23 protein-coding genes are annotated in these 23,252 nt (G+C 65.1%); 16 read left to right on the top strand and 7 right to left on the bottom strand.

The window, feature by feature from the left end:
* Positions 1 to 44: 44 nt before the first annotated feature.
* The 3 genes from glpK to AB4Y36_RS30450 all read right to left on the bottom strand — a co-directional run bounded on the left by glpK (position 45) and on the right by AB4Y36_RS30450 (position 4,261).
* Positions 45 to 1,547, bottom strand: a complete 1,503-nt coding sequence (gene glpK, locus AB4Y36_RS30460; RefSeq protein ID WP_368684946.1) for a glycerol kinase GlpK — start codon at positions 1,545 to 1,547, stop codon at positions 45 to 47.
* 93 nt (positions 1,548 to 1,640) lie between these two features.
* Complete coding sequence (gene glpD / locus AB4Y36_RS30455; protein WP_368603413.1) at positions 1,641 to 3,191, bottom strand: glycerol-3-phosphate dehydrogenase; 1,551 nt, start codon at positions 3,189 to 3,191, stop codon at positions 1,641 to 1,643.
* 290 nt (positions 3,192 to 3,481) lie between these two features.
* Entirely contained in the window at positions 3,482 to 4,261 is a 780-nt protein-coding gene (locus AB4Y36_RS30450) for a DeoR/GlpR family DNA-binding transcription regulator (protein WP_069266111.1), read from the bottom strand.
* Positions 4,262 to 4,332: 71 nt separating this feature from the next.
* Between AB4Y36_RS30450 and AB4Y36_RS30445 the strand changes: the two genes are divergently transcribed.
* The 4 genes from AB4Y36_RS30445 to AB4Y36_RS30430 all read left to right on the top strand — a co-directional run bounded on the left by AB4Y36_RS30445 (position 4,333) and on the right by AB4Y36_RS30430 (position 7,567).
* Complete coding sequence (locus AB4Y36_RS30445) at positions 4,333 to 4,785, top strand: hypothetical protein (protein WP_368684945.1); 453 nt, start codon at positions 4,333 to 4,335, stop codon at positions 4,783 to 4,785.
* A gap of 94 nt (positions 4,786 to 4,879) precedes the next feature.
* Entirely contained in the window at positions 4,880 to 6,271 is a 1,392-nt protein-coding gene (locus AB4Y36_RS30440; protein WP_368684944.1) for a uracil-xanthine permease family protein, read from the top strand.
* Between the two features lie 103 nt (positions 6,272 to 6,374).
* Entirely contained in the window at positions 6,375 to 6,965 is a 591-nt protein-coding gene (locus AB4Y36_RS30435; RefSeq protein ID WP_368684943.1) for a helix-turn-helix domain-containing protein, read from the top strand.
* Between the two features lie 53 nt (positions 6,966 to 7,018).
* Positions 7,019 to 7,567, top strand: a complete 549-nt coding sequence (locus tag AB4Y36_RS30430; RefSeq protein WP_069266115.1) for a GNAT family N-acetyltransferase — start codon at positions 7,019 to 7,021, stop codon at positions 7,565 to 7,567.
* Positions 7,568 to 7,588: 21 nt separating this feature from the next.
* Here AB4Y36_RS30430 and AB4Y36_RS30425 read toward each other — a convergent pair whose 3' ends face one another.
* Complete coding sequence (locus AB4Y36_RS30425; protein ID WP_368603409.1) at positions 7,589 to 7,942, bottom strand: hypothetical protein; 354 nt, start codon at positions 7,940 to 7,942, stop codon at positions 7,589 to 7,591.
* A gap of 353 nt (positions 7,943 to 8,295) precedes the next feature.
* On the opposite strand from AB4Y36_RS30425, the gene AB4Y36_RS30420 reads away from it, so the two are divergent.
* Entirely contained in the window at positions 8,296 to 8,565 is a 270-nt protein-coding gene (locus tag AB4Y36_RS30420; RefSeq protein WP_069266117.1) for a hypothetical protein, read from the top strand.
* Between the two features lie 85 nt (positions 8,566 to 8,650).
* Here AB4Y36_RS30420 and AB4Y36_RS30415 read toward each other — a convergent pair whose 3' ends face one another.
* The gene (locus tag AB4Y36_RS30415) at positions 8,651 to 10,936 is read right to left on the bottom strand and encodes an NADP-dependent malic enzyme (protein ID WP_069266118.1); all 2,286 of its coding nucleotides are present in this window, start codon (positions 10,934 to 10,936) and stop codon (positions 8,651 to 8,653) included.
* Positions 10,937 to 11,076: 140 nt separating this feature from the next.
* Between AB4Y36_RS30415 and AB4Y36_RS30410 the strand changes: the two genes are divergently transcribed.
* Positions 11,077 to 12,042 (top strand): LysR family transcriptional regulator, encoded by a 966-nt coding sequence (locus AB4Y36_RS30410; RefSeq protein ID WP_069266119.1) that lies wholly within the window; start codon positions 11,077 to 11,079, stop codon positions 12,040 to 12,042.
* Here AB4Y36_RS30410 and AB4Y36_RS30405 read toward each other — a convergent pair.
* The gene (locus AB4Y36_RS30405) at positions 12,039 to 12,824 is read right to left on the bottom strand and encodes a DinB family protein (protein ID WP_368684942.1); all 786 of its coding nucleotides are present in this window, start codon (positions 12,822 to 12,824) and stop codon (positions 12,039 to 12,041) included. The genes AB4Y36_RS30410 and AB4Y36_RS30405 overlap by 4 nt on opposite strands.
* Positions 12,825 to 12,992: 168 nt before the next feature.
* On the opposite strand from AB4Y36_RS30405, the gene AB4Y36_RS30400 reads away from it, so the two are divergent.
* The 10 genes from AB4Y36_RS30400 (at position 12,993) to AB4Y36_RS30355 (ending at position 21,164) form a co-directional block, all read left to right on the top strand.
* Positions 12,993 to 13,736, top strand: a complete 744-nt coding sequence (locus AB4Y36_RS30400; RefSeq protein ID WP_368684941.1) for an IclR family transcriptional regulator — start codon at positions 12,993 to 12,995, stop codon at positions 13,734 to 13,736.
* A gap of 73 nt (positions 13,737 to 13,809) precedes the next feature.
* Positions 13,810 to 14,862, top strand: a complete 1,053-nt coding sequence (locus AB4Y36_RS30395) for a cyclase family protein (RefSeq protein WP_368684940.1) — start codon at positions 13,810 to 13,812, stop codon at positions 14,860 to 14,862.
* Between the two features lie 45 nt (positions 14,863 to 14,907).
* The gene (locus AB4Y36_RS30390; RefSeq protein WP_069266123.1) at positions 14,908 to 15,609 is read left to right on the top strand and encodes an SDR family oxidoreductase; all 702 of its coding nucleotides are present in this window, start codon (positions 14,908 to 14,910) and stop codon (positions 15,607 to 15,609) included.
* Positions 15,610 to 15,611: 2 nt separating this feature from the next.
* On the top strand, positions 15,612 to 16,592 hold the full coding sequence (locus tag AB4Y36_RS30385; protein WP_368616337.1) for a 3-hydroxyacyl-CoA dehydrogenase: 981 nt from the start codon (positions 15,612 to 15,614) through the stop codon (positions 16,590 to 16,592).
* A gap of 68 nt (positions 16,593 to 16,660) precedes the next feature.
* Positions 16,661 to 17,992, top strand: coding sequence for a TIGR00366 family protein (locus AB4Y36_RS30380; RefSeq protein ID WP_342947103.1), 1,332 nt, complete (start codon positions 16,661 to 16,663; stop codon positions 17,990 to 17,992).
* A 56-nt stretch (positions 17,993 to 18,048) separates the two neighbouring features.
* Complete coding sequence (gene catC / locus AB4Y36_RS30375) at positions 18,049 to 18,333, top strand: muconolactone Delta-isomerase (protein ID WP_368684939.1); 285 nt, start codon at positions 18,049 to 18,051, stop codon at positions 18,331 to 18,333.
* Between the two features lie 12 nt (positions 18,334 to 18,345).
* The gene (locus tag AB4Y36_RS30370) at positions 18,346 to 18,642 is read left to right on the top strand and encodes a YciI family protein (protein WP_069266127.1); all 297 of its coding nucleotides are present in this window, start codon (positions 18,346 to 18,348) and stop codon (positions 18,640 to 18,642) included.
* Positions 18,643 to 18,892: 250 nt separating this feature from the next.
* Entirely contained in the window at positions 18,893 to 19,069 is a 177-nt protein-coding gene (locus AB4Y36_RS30365; RefSeq protein ID WP_028203043.1) for a DUF1328 family protein, read from the top strand.
* Positions 19,070 to 19,134: 65 nt separating this feature from the next.
* Positions 19,135 to 19,293 carry a hypothetical protein gene (locus AB4Y36_RS30360; protein ID WP_368684938.1) on the top strand — a complete coding sequence of 53 codons (159 nt, stop codon included), beginning with the start codon at positions 19,135 to 19,137 and terminating at the stop codon, positions 19,291 to 19,293.
* 191 nt (positions 19,294 to 19,484) lie between these two features.
* The gene (locus AB4Y36_RS30355; protein ID WP_368684937.1) at positions 19,485 to 21,164 is read left to right on the top strand and encodes a purple acid phosphatase family protein; all 1,680 of its coding nucleotides are present in this window, start codon (positions 19,485 to 19,487) and stop codon (positions 21,162 to 21,164) included.
* A 36-nt stretch (positions 21,165 to 21,200) separates the two neighbouring features.
* Here the strand turns inward: AB4Y36_RS30355 and shc are convergent, their stop codons facing one another.
* On the bottom strand, positions 21,201 to 23,237 hold the full coding sequence (shc, locus tag AB4Y36_RS30350; RefSeq protein WP_368616342.1) for a squalene--hopene cyclase: 2,037 nt from the start codon (positions 23,235 to 23,237) through the stop codon (positions 21,201 to 21,203).
* Between the last annotated feature and the right edge of the window lie 15 nt (positions 23,238 to 23,252).

Below are 23,252 nucleotides of genomic sequence, written 5' to 3'. Positions count from 1 at the left end.
ATGTTAATTAGTTATGCTTGTATGTTGTAAAGCTGACTCGCGGCTCAGTGCGAGTCGTCCGCCCAGGCCTTGGCCGCGCGCACCGCACGCTGCCAGCCTGCGCGACAGGCGTCGACCTGCGCGCCCTGCATCGACGGCGCGAAACGGCGGTCGAGCTTCCACTGGCTCTGCAGTTCGCCCACGTTCTGCCAGTAGCCGGTTGCGAGGCCTGCAAGGTAGGCCGCGCCGAGCGCCGTGGTTTCGGTGATCTTCGGGCGCACCGCATCCACGCCGAGCAGATCCGCCTGGAACTGCATGAGCAGGTTGTTCGCGCTCGCGCCGCCGTCCACGCGCAGCTCGCCCACGCTGATGCCCGAATCCGCTTCCATGGCCGCCAGCACGTCGAGCGACTGGTAGGCGATCGAATCGAGCGCCGCGCGCGCGAGATGCGCCGAGGTCGTGCCGCGCGTCACGCCGAACAGCGTCCCGCGTGCGCGCGCGTTCCAGTGCGGCGCGCCGAGGCCCGCGAACGCCGGCACGAGGTACACGCCGTCCGTATGCGGCACGCTTGCGGCGAGCGCTTCGATTTCCGGCGCGCTCTTGATGATGCCCATACCGTCGCGCAGCCACTGCACCACCGCGCCCGCGATGAAGATGCTGCCTTCGAGCGCATAGTTGACCTCGTCGCCGATCTGCCACGCGATCGTCGTGACGAGGTTGTTCTTCGACTCGATGGGCTTCGTGCCCGTGTTCATCATCAGGAAGCAGCCCGTGCCGTAGGTGTTCTTCACCATGCCCGTGCTCGTGCACATCTGGCCGAACATCGCGGCCTGCTGGTCGCCCGCGATGCCGGCCAGCGGAATCTTCGAGGCGAACACCGTGGTCTTGGTCGGACCATACACTTCGGATGACGAACGGACTTCGGGCAGCATGCTGCGCGGAATTTCGAGCGCGTCGAGCAACTCGTCGTCCCATTGGCGCGTGTGAATATTGAAGAGCATGGTGCGCGACGCATTCGTCACGTCGGTCACGTGCAGTTCGTGCTTCGTGAAGTTCCACACGAGCCAGCTGTCCACGGTGCCGAACGCGAGCTTGCCTTGACGCGCTTTTTCGCGTGCGCCGGGCACGTTGTCGAGAATCCAGCGAATCTTGGTTGCCGAGAAATACGAATCGATCGGCAGACCCGTTTTCGCGCGCACTTTCTCTTCGAGGCCGCGCGCCTTGAGCGAGTCGCAGAAGTCGGCCGTGCGGCGGTCCTGCCAAACGATGGCGTTATAGACGGGATGGCCCGTCTCCCGATCCCAGACGATCGTCGTCTCGCGCTGGTTCGTAATGCCGATCGCGGCGATGTTGGTGCCGTTCATGCCGGCGCGCGTCACGGCCTCGGCGGCGACGCCCGCCTGGGTCGACCAGATTTCCTGCGGATCGTGCTCGACCCAGCCCGGTTGCGGATAAATCTGTTCGAACTCTTTCTGGGCAACCGAAACGATGTTGCCCTGGCGGTCGAAAAGCATGGCGCGCGAACTCGTGGTGCCCTGGTCGAGCGCAAGAATGTACTGTTCCTGCATGTCTCTCATCTCCGTCTGTACTAGTTGTGATGACGCACCGCGGGGACAGTGCGTGGGGGGTACGTGACCTACCTTGCGTGATGCCGGCGAACTTCAGTGCTGCGCGGTCGCCGTCGCGCTTGTTGCGGCAAACCAGTGATCGATTGCGGCGGCCACGCCGTTGAGCGTGCCCGGCGCGACATGCAGGCCCAGCTTCGAGCGGCGCCACAACACGTCTTCGGCGCGCGTGGCCCATTCGGCGTTGCGCAGGTAGCGCAATTCGGCCTCGAAGATGCCCGGCGCGACTTCGCAGCCGAGGCCCGCGAGCGATTGCGCGTTGTCGAGCAGCCGCTCGGCGCGCGTGCCGTATGCGCGTGCGTAGCGGCGCGCAAGCGGTGCAGGCAGCCACGCATGGCGTCTCGCGAAGTCCTGCGCAAAGGGCTCGAAACGCGCGTTCGCGATATCGCCGCCGGGCAGCGGCGCGCCGGCCGTCCACGAAGGCGCGGCGTGGCCGAGCACGCGACACAGCATGTCCGAAGCCTCTTCCGCGAGCTTGCGGAAGGTCGTGATCTTGCCGCCGAACACCGAAAGCAGCGGCGCGCCGGCAGTTTCGTCGAGTTCGAGCTTGTAGTCGCGCGTGACGGCGGACGCATTCTCCGCGCCCTCTTCCTCGAGCAGCGGACGCACGCCCGAGTAGGTCCATCGCACGTCGGCCGGCGAGATCTTGCGCTTGAAATAGCGATTGATCGACTCGCACAGGTAGCGCGTTTCGTCGCCGTCGATCGAGACCTTCGCGGGGTCGTGGTGATACTCCACGTCGGTCGTGCCGATGAGCGTGAAGTCGTGCTCGTACGGAATCGCGAAGATGATGCGCTTGTCCGGGTTCTGGAAGATGTACGCGTGGTCGTGCTCGAACAGGCGCTTCGTGACGATATGACTGCCCTTCACGAGCCGCACGCTGTGCTGCGCGCCGCGCCCGAGCGCACCGTGGAGCACCTCGCCCACCCACGGCCCGGCCGCGTTGGCGATGGCGCGGGCGCGCACGTCGAAGGTGCTGCCGTCCGGGCGGCGCAGGAGCGCCTGCCATTCGCTTTGCGCGCCGTTCGTGGCGTTCGTGCGCACGGCGGATACGAGCTTCGTGCGCGTGAGGATTTGCGCGCCGCGCTCCTGCGCGTCGAGCGCGTTGAGCACGACGAGGCGCGCGTCGTCGACCCAGCCGTCCGAATACACGAAGCCGCGCTGGATCGAGTCGATGAGCGGCTCACCCGCCGCATGGCGGCGCATGTCGATGCCGCGCGAACCCGGCAGCAATTCGCGCTTCGCAAGATGGTCGTAGAGAAAGAGGCCCATGCGAATGAGCCAGGCGGGACGCAGATTCGGCATGTGCGGCATGACGAAACGCAGCGGCCACATGATGTGGGGCGCCGCGCGCAGCAGCGTTTCGCGCTCCTGCAGCGCCTTGCGCACGAGCCCGAATTCCCTGTACTCGAGATAGCGCAGCCCACCGTGAATCAGCTTGGTGCTGCACGACGAGGTATGCGAGGCGAGATCGTCCTGCTCGCAAAGGAGCACCGACAACCCGCGGCCGGCCGCGTCGCGCGCGATGCCCGCGCCGTTGATCCCGCCGCCCACGACGAGCAGATCGTACCGGTTCTGTTGAGTCACCCTGCTGTGTCCCTGAAAGAAAAACGAACCTCGAAATGTTCGAATTCGAAATTTATCGAACATGAACGAAAAAGTAAAGGTTCGGTTTTCGGGCTTTTGACCGAAAGCAGTGCGTAAACGAACATACATCGGACATTATCGAACGTTCGTCAGGCGCGAATGAAAACGGGCCTTGCGCGCCCGATGGGCAGCACCCCGCCCGCTCGCGAAGCGCGTTGGATGGCAGATCGGAAATGGAGAAAAGGCGCAGACGACGCGCCCGGAAAAAACGCGTACGAAAACCCCGCGGCTTATGCGGCGACGTGAACCTGCGTGCCCGCGGCGAGAACCGCCTCGTTCATTTCCTCGGGCAGCGGCTGGTCGGTGAAGAGCGCGTGGATCTGGCTCAGGTGCCCCTGGCGCACGAGCGCCGGGCGGCCGACCTTCGAATGGTCGGCCACGAGGTAGACCGTGCGCGCATGCTCGATGATGGCCTGCGCCACGCGGACTTCGCGCGTGTCGAAGTCGCGCAGCGTGCCGTCGGTCTCGATGGCCGAGGTGCCGATGATCGCGTAATCCACCTTGAACTGGCGGATGAAGTCGATGGTGTGCTCGCCGACGATGCCTTTGTCCCAGGGTCGCACGACGCCGCCCGTGATCATCACTTCGCAGTCGGGATAGCCGCTCATCACGCTCGCCACGTTGAGGTTGTTCGTGACGACGCGCAGTCCCTGATGATGATTGAGCGCGCGCGCGACTTCCTCGGTCGTGGTGCCGAGGTTGATGAAGAGCGAGGCCTGATCGGGAATGTGCTGGGCCGCCAGGGCCGCGATGCGGCGCTTCTCCTCGTGGAACATGTGCTGCCGTGCACTGTACGAGACGTTCTCCGCACTCGTGGGCAGGCTCGCGCCGCCGTGATAGCGGCGCAGCAGATTCATGTCGGCGAGCCAGTTCACGTCGCGGCGAATGGTTTGCGGCGTGACGTCGAAATGCGAGGCGAGATCGTCGACCGTGACGAAGCCGTCGCGTTGCACCCATTCGAGCATTGCCTGCTGGCGCGCGTTCAGGGTGAGGCGAGGATCTCGTGTCATTGGCTCGTTTGGCATGCAAGTGAGGACCGACCTATTGTAAGGGCTTGCCCACCCGAATCAGGAGAAAGCCGATGCATGCCGTACGCAAATGGATAGCAGGCGTCGCCGTCGCCGCCATGCTGGCCCCGCTGTGGGCCCCGCTGCTGAACCCGCTTCCCGCCGCCGCGCAAACGAACCCCGGCGCGACGGCGCCCGCCGCCTCCGCCACGCCAGCCGGCGACGGCACCTTCCTCCTGACGATCTTCCTGAAGCACGACGAGTCGAAGCCGCTGCCGAAGATCAATCAGCAACTCGCGGAACAGGGCTTCTACAAGGCCTTTCCGCCGCCCGGCATCGAAGTGGTCTCGTGGTACGTGATGATGGGGATCGGCCAGGTCGTGACGCTGCGGGTGCCGGCCGACCGGCTGCGCGAGGTGAACCGCGCGATCGAGGAAACCGCATGGGGCGGCTATCACACGGAGTTTTATCCGACCTACGACTACAAGGCGCTCGCCGAGCAGGCGCGGGCGCGCAACGGCAAGTAGCGGAACGCGGGCGCGCCCTGAAGCAGGCGCGCCCAGGGTTGCTCCGAAGCTTCCGTTAAAATGCTGCGCTTTCTCTATTCCCCCGCCGCGCCCGATGCACTCCGCTCCATCGACCTCGCCCGCCGCTGCCCGCGAAGCGAACGACACCGAACTCACCCACGACCTCGTCTACGGCCCCAACGACCGCCCCGCGCCCACCATCGCCTTCGTGGCCGCGCTCCAGCATCTGCTCGCGATCCTCGTGCCGATCGTGACGCCAGGGCTCCTGATCTGCCAGGCGCTGGGCGTCTCCAGCCGCGACACCACGCTGATCGTCTCGATGTCGCTGGTGATTTCCGGCATCGCCACGTTCCTGCAATGCAAGCGCGTCGGGCCGCTCGGCGCGGGCCTGCTCATCGTGCAGGGCACGAGCTTCAACTTCGTCGGCCCGCTCATCGCGGGCGGCAGCCTGATGGTCAAGCAGGGCACGGCCGTCGAAACCGTGATGGCCGCCATCTTAGGCGTCGTCATTGCGGGTTCGTTCGTCGAAATGGCGGTGTCGCGCATCCTGCCCTTCATCAAGCGGCTCATCACCCCGCTCGTCACCGGCATCGTCGTGCTGCTGATCGGCCTCACGCTCATCAAGGTCGGCCTGATCAGCATGGGCGGCGGCTATGGCGCCATCGCCAAAGGCAACTTCGCGAGCGTCCAGAACCTCACGCTCTCGGGCCTCGTGCTCGGCACCATCATCGTGCTCAACCGCGTGCCCGTCGTTTGGGTGCGCAGCACGGCGCTCGTCATCGCACTCGCCATCGGCTATATCGTTGCGGGCGCAATGGGTCGGCTCGACTTCACCGGCGCGCGCGAAGCCGCGCTGTTCCAGATTCCGACCCCGCTGCATTTCGGCCTGGGCTTCTCGTGGTCGCTCTTCGTGCCGATGCTGATCATCTACCTCGTGACCTCGCTCGAAGCGATCGGCGACGTCACCGCCACCAGCAAGGTGTCGAAGGAGCCGGTGGAAGGCCCGGTGTGGATGCGGCGCATCAAGGGCGGCGTGCTCGTGAACGGCTTCAACTCGCTGCTCGCGGGCTTCTTCAACACGTTTCCCAGCTCCGTGTTCGCGCAGAACAACGGCGTCATCCAGCTCACCGGCATTGCCAGCCGCCACGTTGGCCTCTGGATCGCGGGCATGCTCGTCGTGCTGGGCCTCTTCCCGCCCGTGGCCGGCTTGCTGCAGGCCGTACCCGAACCCGTGCTGGGCGGCGCAGCCATGGTGATGTTCGGCGCGGTGGCCGCTTCGGGCATCAACATCCTCGCGGGCACGCGCCTCGACCGCCGCGCGCTGCTCATCATCGCCGTGTCGCTGGCACTGGGCCTGGGCGTCTCGCAGGTGCCGGAGATTCTGACCAGCCTCCCGCATGCGCTCAAGAACGTGCTGGAGTCGGGCGTCGCAACGGGCGGCATTTGCGCGCTCGTGATGAACTGGTTCCTGCCGGAAAAGGCTTAACGCTCGTCGAGCGTGTGGCCCTGATGCCGGGCCGCACGCTTTTTTATTGACCGTAATTTCCAATTTACTGGATAATGACTCCATCATCTTGGAAACGAACCCCATGGATACCCCGACCGACGCCGGCATCAACGAGCGCATTGCCCGCTGCGTGCGCGACCTGCGCGCCACGCGCGGCCTCACGCTCGACGCGCTGGCCGCGCGCAGCGGCGTGAGCCGTTCGATGATCTCGATGATCGAGCGCGGCGCCGCCAGCCCCACGGCCGTAGTGCTCGAAAAGCTCGCGGCGGGGCTGTCGGTCTCGATGGCGAGCCTGTTCGGCGCCAGCGGCGAGAGCACGCCCGCCGAGCCGCTGGTACGCCGTGCGCAGCAGGCACAGTGGCGCGACCCGCAATCGGGCTATACGCGCCGGAGCGTGTCGCCGCCCAACTGGCCTTCGCCGATCCAGCTGGTCGAAGTGGATTTCCCGGCCGGCGCGCGCGTAGCCTACGAAACGGGCAGCCGCGAGACTGTGATTCACCAGCAGGTCTGGGTGATGGAAGGACGGATCGACGTGGAACTGGGCACCGAACGCCATGCGCTTCATGCGGGCGATTGCCTCGCCATGCGGCTCGATCAGCCGCTCATCTTCAGCAATCCCGGTTCGCAGGCCGCGCGTTACGTCGTCGCGATTTGCGACGCGAGCGGACTCTGAACCCGCGTCATTCGCCTCGATCTTCCACCCTATCCATTTAAAGAGGATTCCCCATGAATTCGAACTCACGCAGCGATGGCGTGCGCTTCATCGATTGCAACGAAACGGACCACGCGTCGGCGATTCTCGAGATCCTCAACGACGCGATCGTCAATTCGACCGCGCTCTACGACTACAAGCCGCGTCCGCCCGAGGCCATGGTCACGTGGTTCGGCACCAAGCGCGCGAACGGTTTTCCGGTGGTGGGCGCCGTAGACGAGGCCGGCACGCTGCTCGGCTTCGCGAGCTGGGGCACGTTTCGCGCGTTTCCCGCCAACAAGTACACGGTCGAGCACAGCGTCTACGTGCACCGCGACCAGCGCGGCCGTGGCCTCGGCGAACGCCTGCTGCTCGAGTTGATCCGCCGCGCCCGTGAGGAACAGATTCACGTGATCGTCGGCTGCATCGACGCCGCCAATGCCGGCAGCATCGCGCTGCACGTCAAGCTGGGCTTCACGCACTCGGGCACGATCAAGGAAGCGGGATTCAAGTTCGGACGCTGGCTCGACGCCGCGTTTTACCAGCTCAATCTGGAGATGCCCGCCCCGCCGGTGGACGGCTGAGGCGAGCGCGCGCCTCGCGACTCAACGTGCGCTCGGGCGGGCCGCAGCCGCCGTCATGGCATTGCGGAGATGGCGCGCCCGCAGCGGCGCGCGTGCCGCGCGCTTCGAGGCGCACGCCGCGCGCGTGGCACGCCGCTTCGCCTGACTGCGGTTGCGGGACTCGGCCTCGCGCGTGGCGCGCCGCGCCTGCCTGCGCACGACGAGCAGCACGCAGCCGATTGCGGCGACCACGGCCACGCGAAACGGCGACGATTCGAAGGCGCGTTCCGGCACGTGCAGCAGAAGAATGGAAATGAACACGGCGACCTGAATGAGGATCGCCGAAAGCGAAGCGACGAACAGGTAGGCGTGCAGGCGATCGGTCGGCGGCTTCATGGGGTTGCACTCCAGAAAGTTGCGCGGACAACGATATCGAGTCTGGCTGGTTATACCCTACGCCTCGCGAATGTCAGGCGCATGGCAACGCGCGAAGCTGGGCAGCGTGAAGGGATCGTGCCTGCTCCAGGCTGATGAGAACCTTAAGGAAAGGCGCCTGCGATTACGCTTTTATCGTCGGACGATAATTGTTTATGCACCTTACCGACCAACGCCTTTCAGCGCCTTTCGTCTTGCCTCGATTGATGCGCAGCGCAGAAAGGTCTCTTCCAGTTCATTCAGTGCTTACCTAAGGTTGACTTAAGCTCGCGCGCCGTACCCTTGCAGGTTGTAATCCGCACGGCAATGCAGTCATGAATCGCACTTATGAATATCGCGGCTACGCAATCCGCGTTGGCGTCGAAGCAAATGGCACGCTCCCGCTCGAGCGCCTGGAAATCGAACGGCCTCGCTATGCAGCGGTGGTGAGCATCGCGGCAATCGACGAGCGCGCCGTCCCCTCGCCCCTGAGAATCGACAACGCCGCCGGGCTGCCCTTCCACTCCGATATCGACGCCTTGATGGGCGGCTACAGCGCGGCCTGCCGCCTGATCGACGAACAGCTCGCCGCAACGGCGCCCTGACCTGCCCAAGCAAAAAAACGCGCGACAGCCGGAAGCCATCGCGCGTTTTTCATCGGGACGCACTGTGTGCGTCCTGTGCCTGCGTTTAGTCGCGGTTCGCCTGCAACACGGTCAAAGCGGCCATGTTGATGATGCGTCGCACCGTCGAGCTCGACGTCAGCACGTTCACCGGCGCATTCACGCCCAGCAGGAACGGGCCGACCGCCACGTTGCTGCCCGCACCCGTCTTGAGCAGGTTGTAGGCGATGTTGCCCGAGTCCACGTTCGGGCACACGAGCAGGTTCGCCGCGCCCTTGAGCTTCGAATGCGGCAGGATGCGCAGGCGCAGGGCTTCGTCCAGCGCGCAGTCGCCGTGCATTTCCCCGTCGATTTCCAGGTCGGGATTTTTTTCCGTCACCAGCTTGAGCACTTCGCGCATCTTCGTGCCCGAAGCCGAACTGCCCGAGCCGAAGTTCGAACGCGAGAGCAGCGCTACCTTCGGCTGCAGGTTCAGCCATTCCATCTGGCGTGCCGCGGCCAGCGTGAATTCGGCGATCTGCTCGGCGTTCGGGTTGTCGTTCACGTGCGTGTCGACGATCGCGACCGTGCGCTTGTCGAGCAGCAGGATGTTCATCGCCGCATACGTATTCGCGTTGCGCTGCTTGCCGATCACCTCGTCGACGAAGCGCAGGTGGTCGTGATACGCGCCCACCGTGCCGCACACCATGCCGTCCGCGTCGCCCAGGCGCACCATCATCGCGCCGATCAGCGTGAGGCGGCGGCGCATTTCCACGCGCGCCATCTCCTTCGAAATGCCGTCGCGGCAACGCAGTTCCCAATAGGTCGTCCAGTACTGGTGGAAGCGCTCGTCGTACTCGGGGTTCGTGACTTCCACGTCTTCGCCGAGCTTCAGCCGCAGGCCGAACTTCTCGATGCGGGCGAGCAGCACTTCCGGACGGCCGATCAGGATCGGACGCGCAAGCTTCTCGTCGACGATCACCTGCACCGCGCGCAGCACGCGCTCCTCCTCGCCTTCGGCGAACACGATGCGCGACTTGCCGCCGTCACGCACGAACTGCTTCGCGGCCGCGAAAATCGGCTTCATGAACGCGCCCGAGTGATACACGAACTGCTGAAGCTCGTTCGTGTAGGCGGCGAAGTCGTCGATCGGACGCGTGGCCACGCCGTCTTCCATCGCCGCCTTCGCAACGGCCGGCGCAATACGCACGATCAGACGCGAGTCGAACGGCTTCGGAATCAGGTACTTCGGGCCGAAGCGCAGGTCATAGGCGCCGTATGCGGCCGCCACCGAATCGTTCAGCTCTTCTTCCGCGAGCTTGGCGATCGCGTGCACCGCCGCGATTTCCATGTTGCGCGTGATGGTCGTTGCACCGACATCGAGTGCGCCGCGGAAGATGTACGGGAAGCACAGCACGTTGTTGACCTGGTTCGGGAAGTCCGAACGGCCCGTGGCGATCACCGCGTCCGGGCGCGCTTCGAGCGCGACCTCGGGGAAGATTTCCGGCGTGGGGTTGGCAAGCGCGAGAATCAGCGGCTGGTCCGCCATCTTCTTGACCATTTCGGCCTTGAGCACGCCGCCGGCCGACAGGCCGAGGAACACGTCCGCGCCTTCGATCACGTCGGACAGCGAGCGCGCCGAGGTGTCCTGCGCGAAGCGTTCCTTGTCCGGGTCCATGAGCGTCGTGCGGCCCTGGTAGACCACGCCGTCGATGTCGGTCACCCAGATGTTCTTGAGCGGCAGGCCCAGATCCACCATGAGATCCAGACAGGCCAGCGCCGCCGCGCCCGCGCCCGAGGTCACGACCTTGACCTTCGAAATGTCCTTGCCGATCACTTTCAGGCCGTTCATGAACGCGGCCGAAACGGTGATGGCGGTGCCGTGCTGATCGTCGTGGAAGACCGGAATCTTCATGCGCTCGCGCAGTTTGCGCTCGACCGTGAAGCAGTCGGGGGCCTTGATGTCTTCCAGATTGATGCCGCCGAAGGTGGCTTCGAGGCTCGCGATGATGTCCACGAGCTTGTCCGGATCGCTTTCGGTGATTTCGATGTCGAACACGTCGATGCCGGCGAACTTCTTGAAGAGCACCGCCTTGCCTTCCATAACCGGCTTCGAGGCCAGCGCGCCGATGTTGCCGAGGCCGAGGACGGCCGTGCCGTTCGTGATCACGCCCACCAGATTGCCGCGCGCCGTATAGCGGAACGAGTTCTGCGGATTGTCGACGATCTCCTCGCAGGCCACGGCCACACCCGGCGTATAGGCGAGCGCGAGGTCGCGCTGGGTGACGAGCGGCTTGCTGGCCGTCACCGAAATCTTGCCCGGGGTGGGGAATTCGTGATATTCGAGGGCGGCCTGACGATCGGTCTTGTTCATGTTCCTCACTCTGATGGTGTGCCGCACGCACGGAAGGCGCGGCGGTCATGTTCGAATGAGGCGATTCTAGAGAGACCTCATAACCTGCTCATTTTGATTTAGTATGGGGCCATCATTTTTTGGTAATACCCTGGGGAATCGTGTCTTTCAGCATTGACGACGTGACGAGGCGGTTGAATACGCGCCTGAAAATGCGCCATCTGGTCCTGCTCCTGCAAATCCGCCAGCACGGCTCGCTCACGCGCGTGGCGGAACACATGGCGACGAGCCAGCCCGCCGTCACCAACGCGCTGGCTGAAATGGAGAGCATGTTCGGCGCGCCGCTCTTCGACCGTACGCCGCGCGGCATGACGCCCACGGCGCTCGGCAACGTGGTGCTCGCACGTGCCCAGGCCATGCTGCACGACCTGGATCACCTCGCGCGCGACATCGAAGCCGTGGTGGCCGGCCATGCCACGCGCGTGCACGTGGGCGTGATCCCGTTCATCTCGGGGCGCACGCTCGCCGCCGCCATTCGCCTCACGCAGTCGCGGCTGCCGCAACGCGTCACCATGACGATTCATGAAGGCACGAGCGACGCACTCCTTCCGCAACTGCGCGACCATACGCTCGATATCGTGATCGGGCGCGCGTCTTCGGCGGTCGACGTCTCGCAGTTGCGCTTCGAGGTGCTGCATCAGCAAAAGCCGCGGCTCATCGCCAGCCGCCGGCTCGCGGCGCGGCTCGCGCGCGGCAAGCTCGACTGGGAAAAGCTTGTCGAACTGGACTGGATCCTGGGCGCGCCGCACACGCCCATCCGCGAGCAGATTTCCGACCTCTTCCTGCACGCGGGCGTGGCGCCGCCCGTGCCTATCGTGGAGAGCTACACGTCGCGGCTGATCGGCGAGATGATCAGCACGAACGAGAACGCCGTGTCGATCGTGCCCGCCGATATCGCCGAGGAACTCGTGCACTTCGCGGGCGTGGCGATCGTGCCGTACACGCTCGACTGGACGCTGCCGCCGGTTGCGATGTTCACGCGCGCGGGCGTGCTGCGCGACGTCGACGCCACCTTCGGGCAGTCGCTGCGCGAGCTGTACCAGGAGGCTGAAAAGGCGCGGGGTTAAGCCGCTTCCTGCAGCTCGCTTTCCAGCTCTTCCAGCTCCAGCCCGTGCGTACGGTCGTGGTCGAGCAGTTCACGCACGAGTTCTTCCAGCGTCATGCGCCGGACGCCGTCGCGCAGCCCGCAGCGCAAGCGCTGCTCGGGCGTGAGGCGTTTGAGCGAGGCGCAAAGACGGCGCCGCCCTTCGCTGAATTCGCCCATTGCGGCGACGAAATCCTGCTTCAGGTATTCGCGTTCTTCCGCGAGCACCATGCCGTTCACCGATGCGATTTCCGGCAGTTGAGCCTTGCGCACGACACTGAATCGTTCGGCGAATACGGCGTCGAGATCGCGCAAATGGCACGCGTGCTCGAGCAACGAGAAGCCCGTGCCGCCTGGCCGGCGCGCCCATAGATCCATAGGCACGCGCTCGACGAGCGCCGCGAAGCGCTCCGGCATGGTTGCGAGCGCTTCGATCACCGCTTCGAACGGCAGGACCACCGGCTGCGCGCTGAACACCGCACCATAGCTGAAAAGCGCCCCGCTCACGCGGCCCCGCGCCTGAGCGACTTCGTGGCCGTGGCGGCGCATCACCTCGGCAACCAGCGCGCCGCAGTATTGGCGCGCCGTGGTGTCTTCGCCGATTTCCGGAAACTTCTGCGCGATTTCCTCGGCCACGGCGGCAATCGCCGCCACGCCGACGCGTGAGAGTACTGCGTACTCCACATAGCGCCCAGGCGCGTCGATCAAGGCTTCCAGCTGGCTGGCGAGCGGTGTCGCCTTGAAACGGTCGAAGCGTGAATGCATGCTGCCTCCTAATAGCTCGAATCGTAACGTATCAAAACGATACGTTACAAAACGCGAAGCGGCAAGTGCTCGAATGCAAACGGGGCGCGGACTTGATCGACGTGCAGCTTTAGGTGTTTACCCGTAATCATATTGTCAGCTGGTTATCGGTATGTCGATAATGCTCTCATGGATGTGAAAACTGCAGTGCGCGTCTTCGACGTGATCAACCTCTTTGCCGAAGTCCGGCAACCGATGATCTACAGCGAGATTGCGCGTCGAACCGAGATCCCGCTGTCGAGCTGCCACGCGCTGTTGCAGACGATGGTGGCCAAAGGCTATCTGTACGCGCCGGGCGTGAAGGCGGGCTACTACCCCACGCAGCGTCTTCTGCATGTGGCGCGCGACATCTGCAGCGAGGACCCGCTCACGCTGATGTTCCAGCCGCTGCTTTCCGCGTTGCGCGACGCAACCGGCGAAACCGCCGCGCTCGCCACGCTTGCGGGCAACCGCGTGGTCTATCTCGACGTGATGGAGTCGCGCCAGAAGATCCGCTACAGCGACGAGCCGGGCGGCTTCATGACCATTGCGAGCGCCGCGGGCAAGGCGCTGCTCGGCGCGCTCGCTCCGGCCGTGCGCCGCAAACTGCTCGACAGTTGCGAGCCGCCGTTGCACTCGGCCAACGGGGCGGTGATCGAGCGCGGCGCGTTCGAGCGCGATGTCGAGCAGGGCGTGACGGACGGCTGGCATCGCTCGACGGGCGAGAGCGTGGAGGACGTAGCCGGCCTCGCGCGCGGTTTCCTGATCCATGGCGAGGCGTTTGCGCTCGTCATCGGCGCGCCCAAGGCGCGTCTTCTCAAGAACGAGCAACACGCCGTGAAGGCTCTGCTCGAGGTGTACGCGCAAATCCCGCCCACGCTGCTCGCAGCCTGAGGCACGTTAAACGTCTCGGGCACTGACTGCAGCGATGCGCGAAGCGCGAAATTCCTGAAGTGGAGGGTCAAGCATGCGTTGGAAGAACCGGCCGCAAGGCTCGAACTGGGGCGACTTCGGTCCCGACGATCAATTGGGGCGCCCCAACCTCATCGGCGCCGAGCAGGTGCTCAAGGGCGCGCAGGAAATTCGCGCGGGCCTCACGTTCACCCTTTCGCTGCCGCTCGACTTTCCGGGCGACAGCAAGCTCAACGTGCGCCGCCATCCGCCGGTGCTGCGCCCTACCTTCCGCGACGGCCTGCCCTACGTGAACTTCCCGTTCGCGCGGAACGTTGCGGGCGCGACCGACGTGGTGAGCGACGATCAGGTGCTGCTCTCGCTTCAATACTCCACGCAGTGGGATTCGCTCGCGCACGTGGGTGCACGCTTCGATGCCAACGGCGACGGCGTGGCCGAAAGCGTCTACTACAACGGCTATCGCGCGAACGTGGACGTGGTCGGCCCGATGGAATATCGCGCGGAAGACAACTTCGCGCCTCACGCGTGCGGCGGCGAACATAGCCATGCCGATGTGCTCGGCATCGAGCATCTTGCCGTGAAGGGCATGCAAGGGCGCGGCGTGCTGATCGATTTCGCCGCGCATTTTGGCCGCGAGTTTCGCACCGTGGGCTACGACGACCTGATGCGCGTGATCGAGGCCGACGGCGTGGAAGTCGAGCGCGGCGACATGCTCGTGCTGCGCACCGGGTTTGCTGAGATGGTGCTCGAAATGAACCGCCAGCCCGACGAAGCCGTGCTGTCGAGCCACTGCAGCGCACTCGACGGCCGCGACGAGCGCCTGCTGCAATGGATCACCGATTCGGGCATCGCGGCGCTCGCTGCCGACAACTACGCAGTCGAACGCTACCCCGCGCGTGCGCCCGCCACACCCGGCGATCACCCGCTCATGCCGCTGCATCACCACTGTCTCTTCAAGCTCGGCCTGCCGCTGGGCGAGCTTTGGTATTTGCGCGATCTCGCCCTGTGGCTGCGCGAGCACCGGCGCTCGCGCTTCATGCTCACCGCGCCGCCGCTGCGGCTGCCTGGGGCCATGGGCTCGCCCGTCACGCCGGTCGCCACGGTTTGAGGAACTGCTTCGCTATCCTCTGTTTTATCCGCATTCCCGAAAAACATGGCTAAAGAAAGAGTCCTGATTACCGGCGGCGCCGCCGGCATCGGCGCCGCGTGCGCCGCGCGCTGCGCGGCCGATGGCTACGAAGCCGTCGTGATCGACCGCGTGGGCGACGGCATCATCGCCGATCTCTCCGACACCGAGGCAACGGCAGCCGCACTCGCCCGCGCGCTGGAAGGCGGCCCGATCACGCGCCTCATCAACAACGTGGGCGTGGTCGTGCCCAATGACGCCGAGCACCAGTCGCTCGAAGAACTCGAACGCGCATGGGCCCTCAACGTGCGCTGCGCGCAGCAGTGCATGCAGGCGCTGTTGCCCGGCATGAAGGCGGCGCGCTTCGGACGCATCGTCAACATGTCGTCGCGCGCCGCGCTCGGTAAAGAGCTGCGTACGGCCTATTCGGCCACCAAGGCCGCGTTGATCGGCATGACGCGTGTATGGGCGCTCGAACTCGGCGCATTCGGCGTGACCGCGAACGCCATTGGGCCGGGCCCGATTCGCACCGAGCTGTTCGACCGCGCCAATCCGCCCGGCGCGCCGCGCACCGAGGCGATCATCAACGCCGTGCCGGTCAAACGTGTAGGTACCCCCGACGATGTCGCGCACGCCGCCTCGTATCTGCTCGACGCGCGCAGCGGTTTCGTGACCGGCCAGGTGCTCTACGTGTGCGGCGGCATGACCGTTGGCGTCGCGGGAGTCTGACGATGGCGGCCCTCGAAACGCCTGCACAACCATGCGAACCGCGCCGCGCCGGCATCGTCGGCGCGGGCAGCATCGGCGTGGCGTTCGCGATCTGCTTTGCGCGGGCCGGCTGGCGCGTGCGCCTCTACGATCCCGACGCGGCACGCCGCGCCGCCGCGCCTGAAGAGATTGCGCTGCGCCTCGACGCTCTCACGCAATACGCGCTGCTCGATGAAAGCGCACAGCAAATCGCCACACGCGTCGCGATCGTCGACACGCTCGAAGCCGCGGTGGCGCACGCCGATCTCGTGCAGGAATGCGCACCGGAGCGCGCCGAACTCAAGCGCGAAATCTTCGCGCAGCTCGACCGCGCCGCGCCGCCCGAAGCGATTCTCGCGAGCGCTTCGTCGTTTCTCGCGGCTTCGATATTCGTCGACGCTACACTGCCGGGTCGCGCGCGCTGCCTCGTCGCCCATCCCGGCAACCCGCCCTACCTCGTACCCGTGATCGAGGTCGTGCCCGCACCGTTCACGTCCGAAGCGGCGACCACGCGCGCGATCGCGCTCTACGCCGAAGCGGGCATGAAGCCCGTGCGCGTAAAGCACGAAGTGGAAGGCTTCATCTTCAACCGCCTGCAAGGCGCCGTGCTGCGTGAAGCGTATTGCCTCGTGCGCGACGGCGTCGCGTCGGTGGAAGACATCGACACCGTGATGCGTGAAGGCCTCGGCCCGCGCTGGTCGGTGATCGGCCCGTTCGAGACCGTCGATCTGAACACGCGCGGCGGCATCGCCTCGCATGCGCAGAAGATGGGTCCCTCGTACGCGCGCATGGGCGCCGAGCGCGGCCAGCACGACCCGTGGACGCCCGAACTCGTCGCCGAGGTCGAGGCGGCGAGACGCGCGGCATTGCCGCTCGATCAATGGGACGAGCGCGTGGGCTGGCGCGACCGCCAGCTCATGCATCTCGCCCGCCATCGCAAGACCCAAAGCCACGACGACTCATAAGCGCATCGAACACGCGCCGAGAGCCGAAGAGACCCGACAACTATTACATTTCAGATAGAGACACTTCCATGCAGAAAGTCACCGCTTTCTTTACCGAGCTGATGCGCCGGTATTTGCCCGATCCGTTCGTCTTCGCGATCGGCCTCACCCTGCTGACGATGGCCCTTGCCGTGATCGTGCAAGGACAAGCCGTCACGGCGCTCACCACGAGCTGGGGCAAGGGCTTCTGGGCGCTGCTCGCGTTCACCACGCAAATGGCGGTGATTCTCGCGATGGGCTACGTGCTCGCGACCGCGCCGCTCACCGACCGCTTTCTGAACCGCCTGGTGGCGCGCGTGAACGATCCGCGCATGGCGATCATCGTCGCGACGCTGGTGGGCGGCATCGGCAGCTATCTGAACTGGGGCTTCGGCCTCGTGGTGGGTGGGATCGTCGCGCGCAAGCTCGCGCTGCGCGTGAAAGGCGTGCACTACCCGCTCATCATCGCTTCGGCCTATAGCGGCTTTACGCTCTACGGCCTCGGGCTTTCCGCCAGCATTCCCGTGCTGATCTCCACGAAGGGGCATCCGCTCGAGGCGCAGATGGGCGTCATTCCGCTCTCCGAAACGATTTTCTCGCCCACCATGCTCATCACGAGCCTCGTGACCCTCATCACGCTGCCGCTGCTGAACGCATGGCTGCACCCGAAGCCGGGTCAGCCGATCAAGGAAATCGACCGCGCCCAGGAAGAAAAGCAGCAGAAGGCCGCCGCGCTCGGCGTGGATCTCGACGAAGGCAACACGCTCGCCAACCGCCTGAACAACAGCCGTCTTCTGAGCTACGTGATCGGCCTGATCGGCATGGGCTATGTCGCGCTGCACTTCGTGCAGGGCGGCTCGATCGACCTGAACCTCATCAACTTCTTCATTCTGTTCCTCGGCATCCTGCTGCTCGGCACGCCGATCCGCTATGTGGAGAAGCTCAACGAAGGCATTCGCACGATCAGCGGCATCATTCTGCAGTACCCGTTCTACGCGGGCATCATGGCGATCATGGCGTCTTCGGGTCTGGTCAATACGTTTTCCGAAGCGTTCGTGAAGGTCGCGACGCCGGGCACGCTGCCGTTCTGGGGCTTGATCAGTTCGTTCGTGATCAACTTCTTCGCGCCTTCGGGCGGCGGCCACTGGGTCATCCAGGGACCGTTCATGATCGAAGCGGCGAAGACCATCGGCGCCTCCGTGGGCCATACCTCGACGGCCGTGATGCTCGGCAACGCATGGAACGACCTCGTGCAGCCGTTCTGGATCTTGCCCGCGCTTGCGCTTTCGAAGCTCAAGCTCAAGGACATCATGGGCTACACGGTCATCATGATGTTCTGGATCGGCATCGTGTATTCGGTTGCGATTCTCGCCTGGGGCTGATTGGCTCTCCCTTATAGGCGCCCCTTTCTGAACCCCATCCTCACCGGAGACTATTCATGCTGTTTCTTGTGCACATGCAGGTGCAGCTTCCGCACGGCACCGACGCCGCCTTCGCCGACGCCCTGAAGGCCGAGGAAAAAGCGTTTTCGCAGAAGCTGCAACGAGAAGGCAAATGGCGCCACCTGTGGCGCGTGGCCGGGGAATATGCGAATTACAGCGTGTTCGATGTCGAATCGAACGACGAACTCCATACGCTGCTGACCGCGCTGCCGCTCTTCCCGTTCCTGAAGATCAGCGTGACGCCGCTCGCCCAGCATCCGTCGGCCATCGTGCCGAATTAAGAGGAACGCGCCATGCCTTTTCTCATCGAAACGTTCGACAAGCCCGGTCACGCCGAAGTGCGCGCACGCGAGCGCGATTCACATCTGGCGTTTCTCGCGCAAAACAAGGCGCTGTTGCTGGCCTGCGGCGCGAAGCTCAACGACGACGGGAGCAGCGCAGGCGGCGGCATCTATATCGTCGATCTCGAAACGCGCGAGGAAGCCGAGCGCTTCATCGCGCAGGATCCGTTCACGCATGTCGGGCTGTTCGAGAGCGTGAAGATCGTTCGCTGGCGCAAGGCCTATATTGACGGAACCTCCTACCTGTAAGCGCAACGCACCTGCAGTCCCGCGAACGTTAAGTTCGTTTTCGACCTCGACGGCGCCGTGCTCCCCTGTACGGCGCCGTTTTGGCCCGGCGTGTGCCTCCGCACGCCGGGCCGTTTTTCATTCCCGCCCGGTTAGGCGCCTGGCTGCGTGCCCCGGTGCTGGGCACATCGATTGCTGAGCAGGTGCGCTGTCAGTCCATCAAGCAGCGCGGCCCATGTGGCGGCGCCTTCACGCGAGGAGGAAACCGATCATGCTAAAAATGGCCCTGTTCTTTGCCGTGATCGCCGTGATCGCGGCCCTGTTTGGCTTCACGGGTATTGCGGCCGGCGCGGCCGCGATTGCGAAGATCCTGTTCTTTATCTTTGTGGTGCTGTGCGTGGTATTCCTCGTGATCGCACTCGTGGTTACGAAGAAGATCGTCGATTGACCGAAGCGCGAACGACGCCCGGCGCGGGCGGCAGCTAGACGATCGGGCAGGCAAAGGTGGGTCTCGTGTTCACGCGCACGATGGTTGCCGAGCCCACGCAGACCGCCCGGGGTGGCTCGCTCAATGCGTTCGACGCCGACTACCTGACGTTCAATAACTTCCCGAGCAACACGCAAGCAGTCGTCGCGGCAGGCATGCGCCTGAAGTTCCAGGCCCATGCTTAACGGCCAAGCGCGTGCCGCGCGATGCTAGCGCGGCCCGTCGTGCTGCGTAAAATAAGGGCAGTGTCATCGCCAGGTCATGCAAGCGCGCCATCGTTGCGCAGACACTCACCCTGCGATGCTTGCGCCCGCGCGCGTCAGTCATGCAAGTCCGCCAGCGCAGGCTTCGCCTTCTGCTCCCGAGGCGAGACGACATGACGAATAAAGACATCCCCGAGAATGCATCCACCGAAAGCGGCGCCAGTGTCTCGCGCCGCGGCTTCCTCAAGCTCGCCGGCGCTTCCGGCTTCGCTAGCGCGGCGAGCGCTTTCGCGGGCAGTGCGAAAGCCGACGCCGCCACAGCCGACGGCACGCCCGAGCAGATCCACCTCACCTGGGGCGAAGATCCGACACGCGAAGTCGTCGTTTCGTGGGCATCGCTCGCCTCCTCCACGAATCCGCGCGTGATCTACAGCGCCGATCGCGGCAAACACGAGACGGTGCACGCCATTCAACGCACCTATACCGACGGGCTCACCGGCGTCGTCGTCTTCACGTATCACGCGCGGCTGCGCGGGCTGGACCCGGCCACGACCTACCGCTACGAAGTCACCGCCGATAACGACAGCCACGCGAGCAGCCCGTTTTCGTCGAGCTTCACCACGGCGCCGCGCGGGCGCGTAAAGTTCCGCTTCACGAGCTACGGCGACCTCGCCACGCCGAACACGGGCTGGGTGCTGTCGTCGCCGCAAAGCCGCTTCGCCGTCGAGGCCGTGGAGCGCTTCCAGCCGCTCTTTCATCTGCTCAATGGCGACCTCTGCTATGCGAACCTGAATCCCGCGCACCAGACCGACGTGTGGTGCGACTTCGGCAACAACAATCAGACGTCGTCCGCGAATCGTCCTTGGATGCCGTGCCCCGGCAATCACGAGATCGAGTTCTACAACGGCCCGCAGGGTCTGAATTCGTATCTCACGCGCTATACACTGCCGCATAACGGCACGCAGTTTTCGGGCCGGTGGTACAGCTTCCGCGTGAGCAACGTGCTGTTCGTCTCGCTCGACGCCGACGACGTGGTCTACCAGGACGCCGCCGCGTTCGTGGCCGGCCCGTCGCCGCTCGTGCCCGCGGCGAGCACGGGCAACGCGCCGGTTCAGCCGGGCACGTCGTTCTACGTGCGCGGCTACAGCAACGGCGTGCAGACGCGCTGGCTCGAGCAAACCTTGAAGCAGGCAAGAGAGGACGACGATATCGACTGGATCGTGGTGCAGATGCACCAGGACGCGCTCAGCTCGTCGAAGACGGGCAACGGCTCGGACAAGGGCATACGCGAAGCGTGGCTGCCCCTCTTCGACCGTTATGGCGTGGATCTCGTGGTGTGCGGCCACGATCACGACTACGAGCGCAGCTACCCGGTGCGCGGCTGCAATCATCACGCGGGCGTCGATGCGAAGACCGGCGCGAGCGTCGACACGCTTCAGCCGCGCCCCGTCACGCACGCTCAGGGCACGGGCAACACCTTCGACACGAGCCACGGCACGATTCACCTGATCCTGGGCGGCGGCGGCACGAGCGCGCCGCTCGACGTGTATGGCGTGGACGCCGGCAACGGCAACCCGCAGGCGCAGGTGTTCACGAAGCCCAATCACCCGGTGGCGGGCACGACCGCGGGCACGTTCGCGCGCCCCACGGCGGATGCGCTCGAAGACGCGATCTGGTCGGCGCAGCGCGATACGGGCACGGGCTATGGCATTGCGGTGTTCGACGTCGATCCCGGCGCGCACGGCGGCAAGACGACGATCACGATGAACTACTATCACGCACCCGGTGCGGATCAAACGCCGACCGGCAATTATGAGTTGTTCGAAACGATTACGCTGGCGAAGTCACGCTAAGCGAGCCACGCGGGGCGCTTGCGCCCCGCTTCGAATTCAGACTGCGAGCACAGCTTCTTCCACTTCCCGCACCGCGACCGCACCGGCCGCCAGCCGCCGGTAGCGCGACAGCGCCCACAGCGGGAAATAGGCCGTGTACCCGTGATACTTGAGGTAGTAAATGCGCGGGAACCCCGGCGCATTGTGCGAACGGTGCCACCAGAATCCATCTTCCTGCTGCACGGATAGCAGATACGCCACGCCGCGCCGCACCGATTCGGATTCCCAGTCACCGAACGCCATTTGCGCGAGCAGCGCCCACGCGGTGAAGTTCGACGCGCTTTCGCCGCCGTTGGTGCCGGCAAGGCGCGGGTCGATATAGCTGTCGTTGGTCTCGCCCCAGCCGCCATCGGCATGCTGACGGGCGCGCAGCCACGCCAGCGCGCGTGCAATGTACGGCTGCTTCGGGTCCTCGCCCGCGAGCGCGAGACCCGCCAGCACGCTCCACGTGCCGTAGATGTAGTTGGTGCCCCAGCGGCCCCACCAGCTGCCGTCGGCTCGCTGGGTGGCCTTCACATATTCGACCGCGCGCGCAAGCGCCGCCTTGTCCTCCTCGCGGCCCGTCACGCCGAAGCACAGCAGCACGCGGCCCGATACGTCTTCGGTAGGCGGGTCGAGCAAGGCGCCGTGATCCGCGAAGGGGATCGCGTTCAGATAGAGGCGGTCGCAATCGGCGTCGAAGGCCCCGAAGCCGCCGTTGCGCGATTGCAGGCCGCGCATCCAGTCGAGCGCGCGCGCGACGCGTGCCGCATACGGGTCGGTGCCCGTTTTGCGCGCCTGCCCAAGGCCGCGACGATGGAGCATCGCAGCGACCACGGCGGTATCGTCGATGTCGGGATAGTACGGGTTCTCGTACTGAAAGGCCCAGCCGCCAACCGGCGTGTCGGGCTGCGCGTTCTCGATCCAGTCGCCGCGCACGTCGTCCACCTGACGCTCGGCGAGCCAGTCGTACGCGCGCGCAATGCACCGCTGCAGTTCCTGGTCGCTGATCGCGGCCGACGCCGGATCGGCGGGCACGACTGTGCACGCCTGCTCGAGCGCCATCGTGCTCCAGGCCGTGTCCCACACCGGCGAGAGACATGGCTGGCAATACACGCTGCCGTCCGGGCGCTCGACGAGCAGCTTTTCCAGCGCGTTCTCGCAATCGCGGCGCAACGGATGATCCTCCGGATACCCAAGCACCTGCATCATCTGGTAGCTGTAGACGATGGGCGGAAAGATGCCGCCCATGCCGTCCTCGCCGTTCATGCGCTCGGCGCACCAGGCCTCGGCATATTTCATGGCGCGCTGGCGCAGCGCGCGCGGCAGCAGCGGCTCGATATGGCGCAGCGCCCGGTCAGCCGCGAGAAAGAACCGGCGGATGCCCTTGCCGCGTGCAAAGTATTCGCGCTCCTTCTCGGGCGGGGTGACGAACAGTTCGGCGATCGATACGTCATGCGGATTGGCCGCGCGCGCCTTCAGCGAACAGAGCGCGAGCAGCGGCACCATGGTCGTGCGCGCCCAGTAGGCGACCTTGTACATCGAAATGGGCACCCACTTCGGGAACAGCACGAATTCGATCGGCATGAACGGCGTGGCGCGCCACGGCACCTGACCGAAGGTGGCGAGCAGAATGCGCGTGAACACGTTGGACTTTGCCGCGCCGCCGAGCTTCAGAATGGTCTCCCGCGCGCGCACCATGTGCGGCGCGTTCGCCGAATCCCCTGCCGCCTTCAGCGCGAAGTACGCCTTCACGCTGCACGAGACATCGGGCGCGCCATCCACGTAGAGATCCCATGCGCCGTGCGTTTGCAAACGCTGGATCGCGCGTAGATAGCGCGCCATCTTCTCCTGGCGCACCGTATCGATCTTGCCCATGAAATGCATCATGAGGATGTATTCGGCGGTGATCGTGGCGTCCGATTCGAGCTCGAAGCACCAGCTGCCATCGGCGTCCTGCTCTCGCACGAGCGCGTCGCGGCCGCGAACGATCGAGGCGTCGAGCGCCGCCACGGCGGCTGCAGAGGCGGTAAAAGGTGGGTTGGAATTTTTCATCGGCGGATCATACCA

Source organism: Paraburkholderia sp. BR10936 (genome assembly GCF_040965735.1).
In the GTDB taxonomy this organism is placed as follows: Bacteria; Pseudomonadota; Gammaproteobacteria; order Burkholderiales; family Burkholderiaceae; genus Paraburkholderia; species Paraburkholderia nodosa_A.
This window is presented reverse-complemented; position numbering and strand designations above follow the sequence as displayed.

Coding starts and splice junctions, on each gene's coding strand:
- glpK (WP_368684946.1), bottom strand. CDS start 1,547: ATGCAGGAACAGTACATTCTTGCGCTCGACCAGGGCACCACGAGTTCG.
- AB4Y36_RS30450 (WP_069266111.1), bottom strand. CDS start 4,261: ATGACACGAGATCCTCGCCTCACCCTGAACGCGCGCCAGCAGGCAATG.
- AB4Y36_RS30445 (WP_368684945.1), top strand. CDS start 4,333: ATGCATGCCGTACGCAAATGGATAGCAGGCGTCGCCGTCGCCGCCATG.
- AB4Y36_RS30440 (WP_368684944.1), top strand. CDS start 4,880: ATGCACTCCGCTCCATCGACCTCGCCCGCCGCTGCCCGCGAAGCGAAC.
- AB4Y36_RS30435 (WP_368684943.1), top strand. CDS start 6,375: ATGGATACCCCGACCGACGCCGGCATCAACGAGCGCATTGCCCGCTGC.
- AB4Y36_RS30430 (WP_069266115.1), top strand. CDS start 7,019: ATGAATTCGAACTCACGCAGCGATGGCGTGCGCTTCATCGATTGCAAC.
- AB4Y36_RS30425 (WP_368603409.1), bottom strand. CDS start 7,942: ATGAAGCCGCCGACCGATCGCCTGCACGCCTACCTGTTCGTCGCTTCG.
- AB4Y36_RS30420 (WP_069266117.1), top strand. CDS start 8,296: ATGAATCGCACTTATGAATATCGCGGCTACGCAATCCGCGTTGGCGTC.
- AB4Y36_RS30415 (WP_069266118.1), bottom strand. CDS start 10,936: ATGAACAAGACCGATCGTCAGGCCGCCCTCGAATATCACGAATTCCCC.
- AB4Y36_RS30405 (WP_368684942.1), bottom strand. CDS start 12,824: ATGCATTCACGCTTCGACCGTTTCAAGGCGACACCGCTCGCCAGCCAG.
- AB4Y36_RS30400 (WP_368684941.1), top strand. CDS start 12,993: ATGGATGTGAAAACTGCAGTGCGCGTCTTCGACGTGATCAACCTCTTT.
- AB4Y36_RS30395 (WP_368684940.1), top strand. CDS start 13,810: ATGCGTTGGAAGAACCGGCCGCAAGGCTCGAACTGGGGCGACTTCGGT.
- AB4Y36_RS30390 (WP_069266123.1), top strand. CDS start 14,908: ATGGCTAAAGAAAGAGTCCTGATTACCGGCGGCGCCGCCGGCATCGGC.
- AB4Y36_RS30385 (WP_368616337.1), top strand. CDS start 15,612: ATGGCGGCCCTCGAAACGCCTGCACAACCATGCGAACCGCGCCGCGCC.
- AB4Y36_RS30380 (WP_342947103.1), top strand. CDS start 16,661: ATGCAGAAAGTCACCGCTTTCTTTACCGAGCTGATGCGCCGGTATTTG.
- catC (WP_368684939.1), top strand. CDS start 18,049: ATGCTGTTTCTTGTGCACATGCAGGTGCAGCTTCCGCACGGCACCGAC.
- AB4Y36_RS30370 (WP_069266127.1), top strand. CDS start 18,346: ATGCCTTTTCTCATCGAAACGTTCGACAAGCCCGGTCACGCCGAAGTG.
- AB4Y36_RS30365 (WP_028203043.1), top strand. CDS start 18,893: ATGCTAAAAATGGCCCTGTTCTTTGCCGTGATCGCCGTGATCGCGGCC.
- AB4Y36_RS30355 (WP_368684937.1), top strand. CDS start 19,485: ATGACGAATAAAGACATCCCCGAGAATGCATCCACCGAAAGCGGCGCC.
- shc (WP_368616342.1), bottom strand. CDS start 23,237: ATGAAAAATTCCAACCCACCTTTTACCGCCTCTGCAGCCGCCGTGGCG.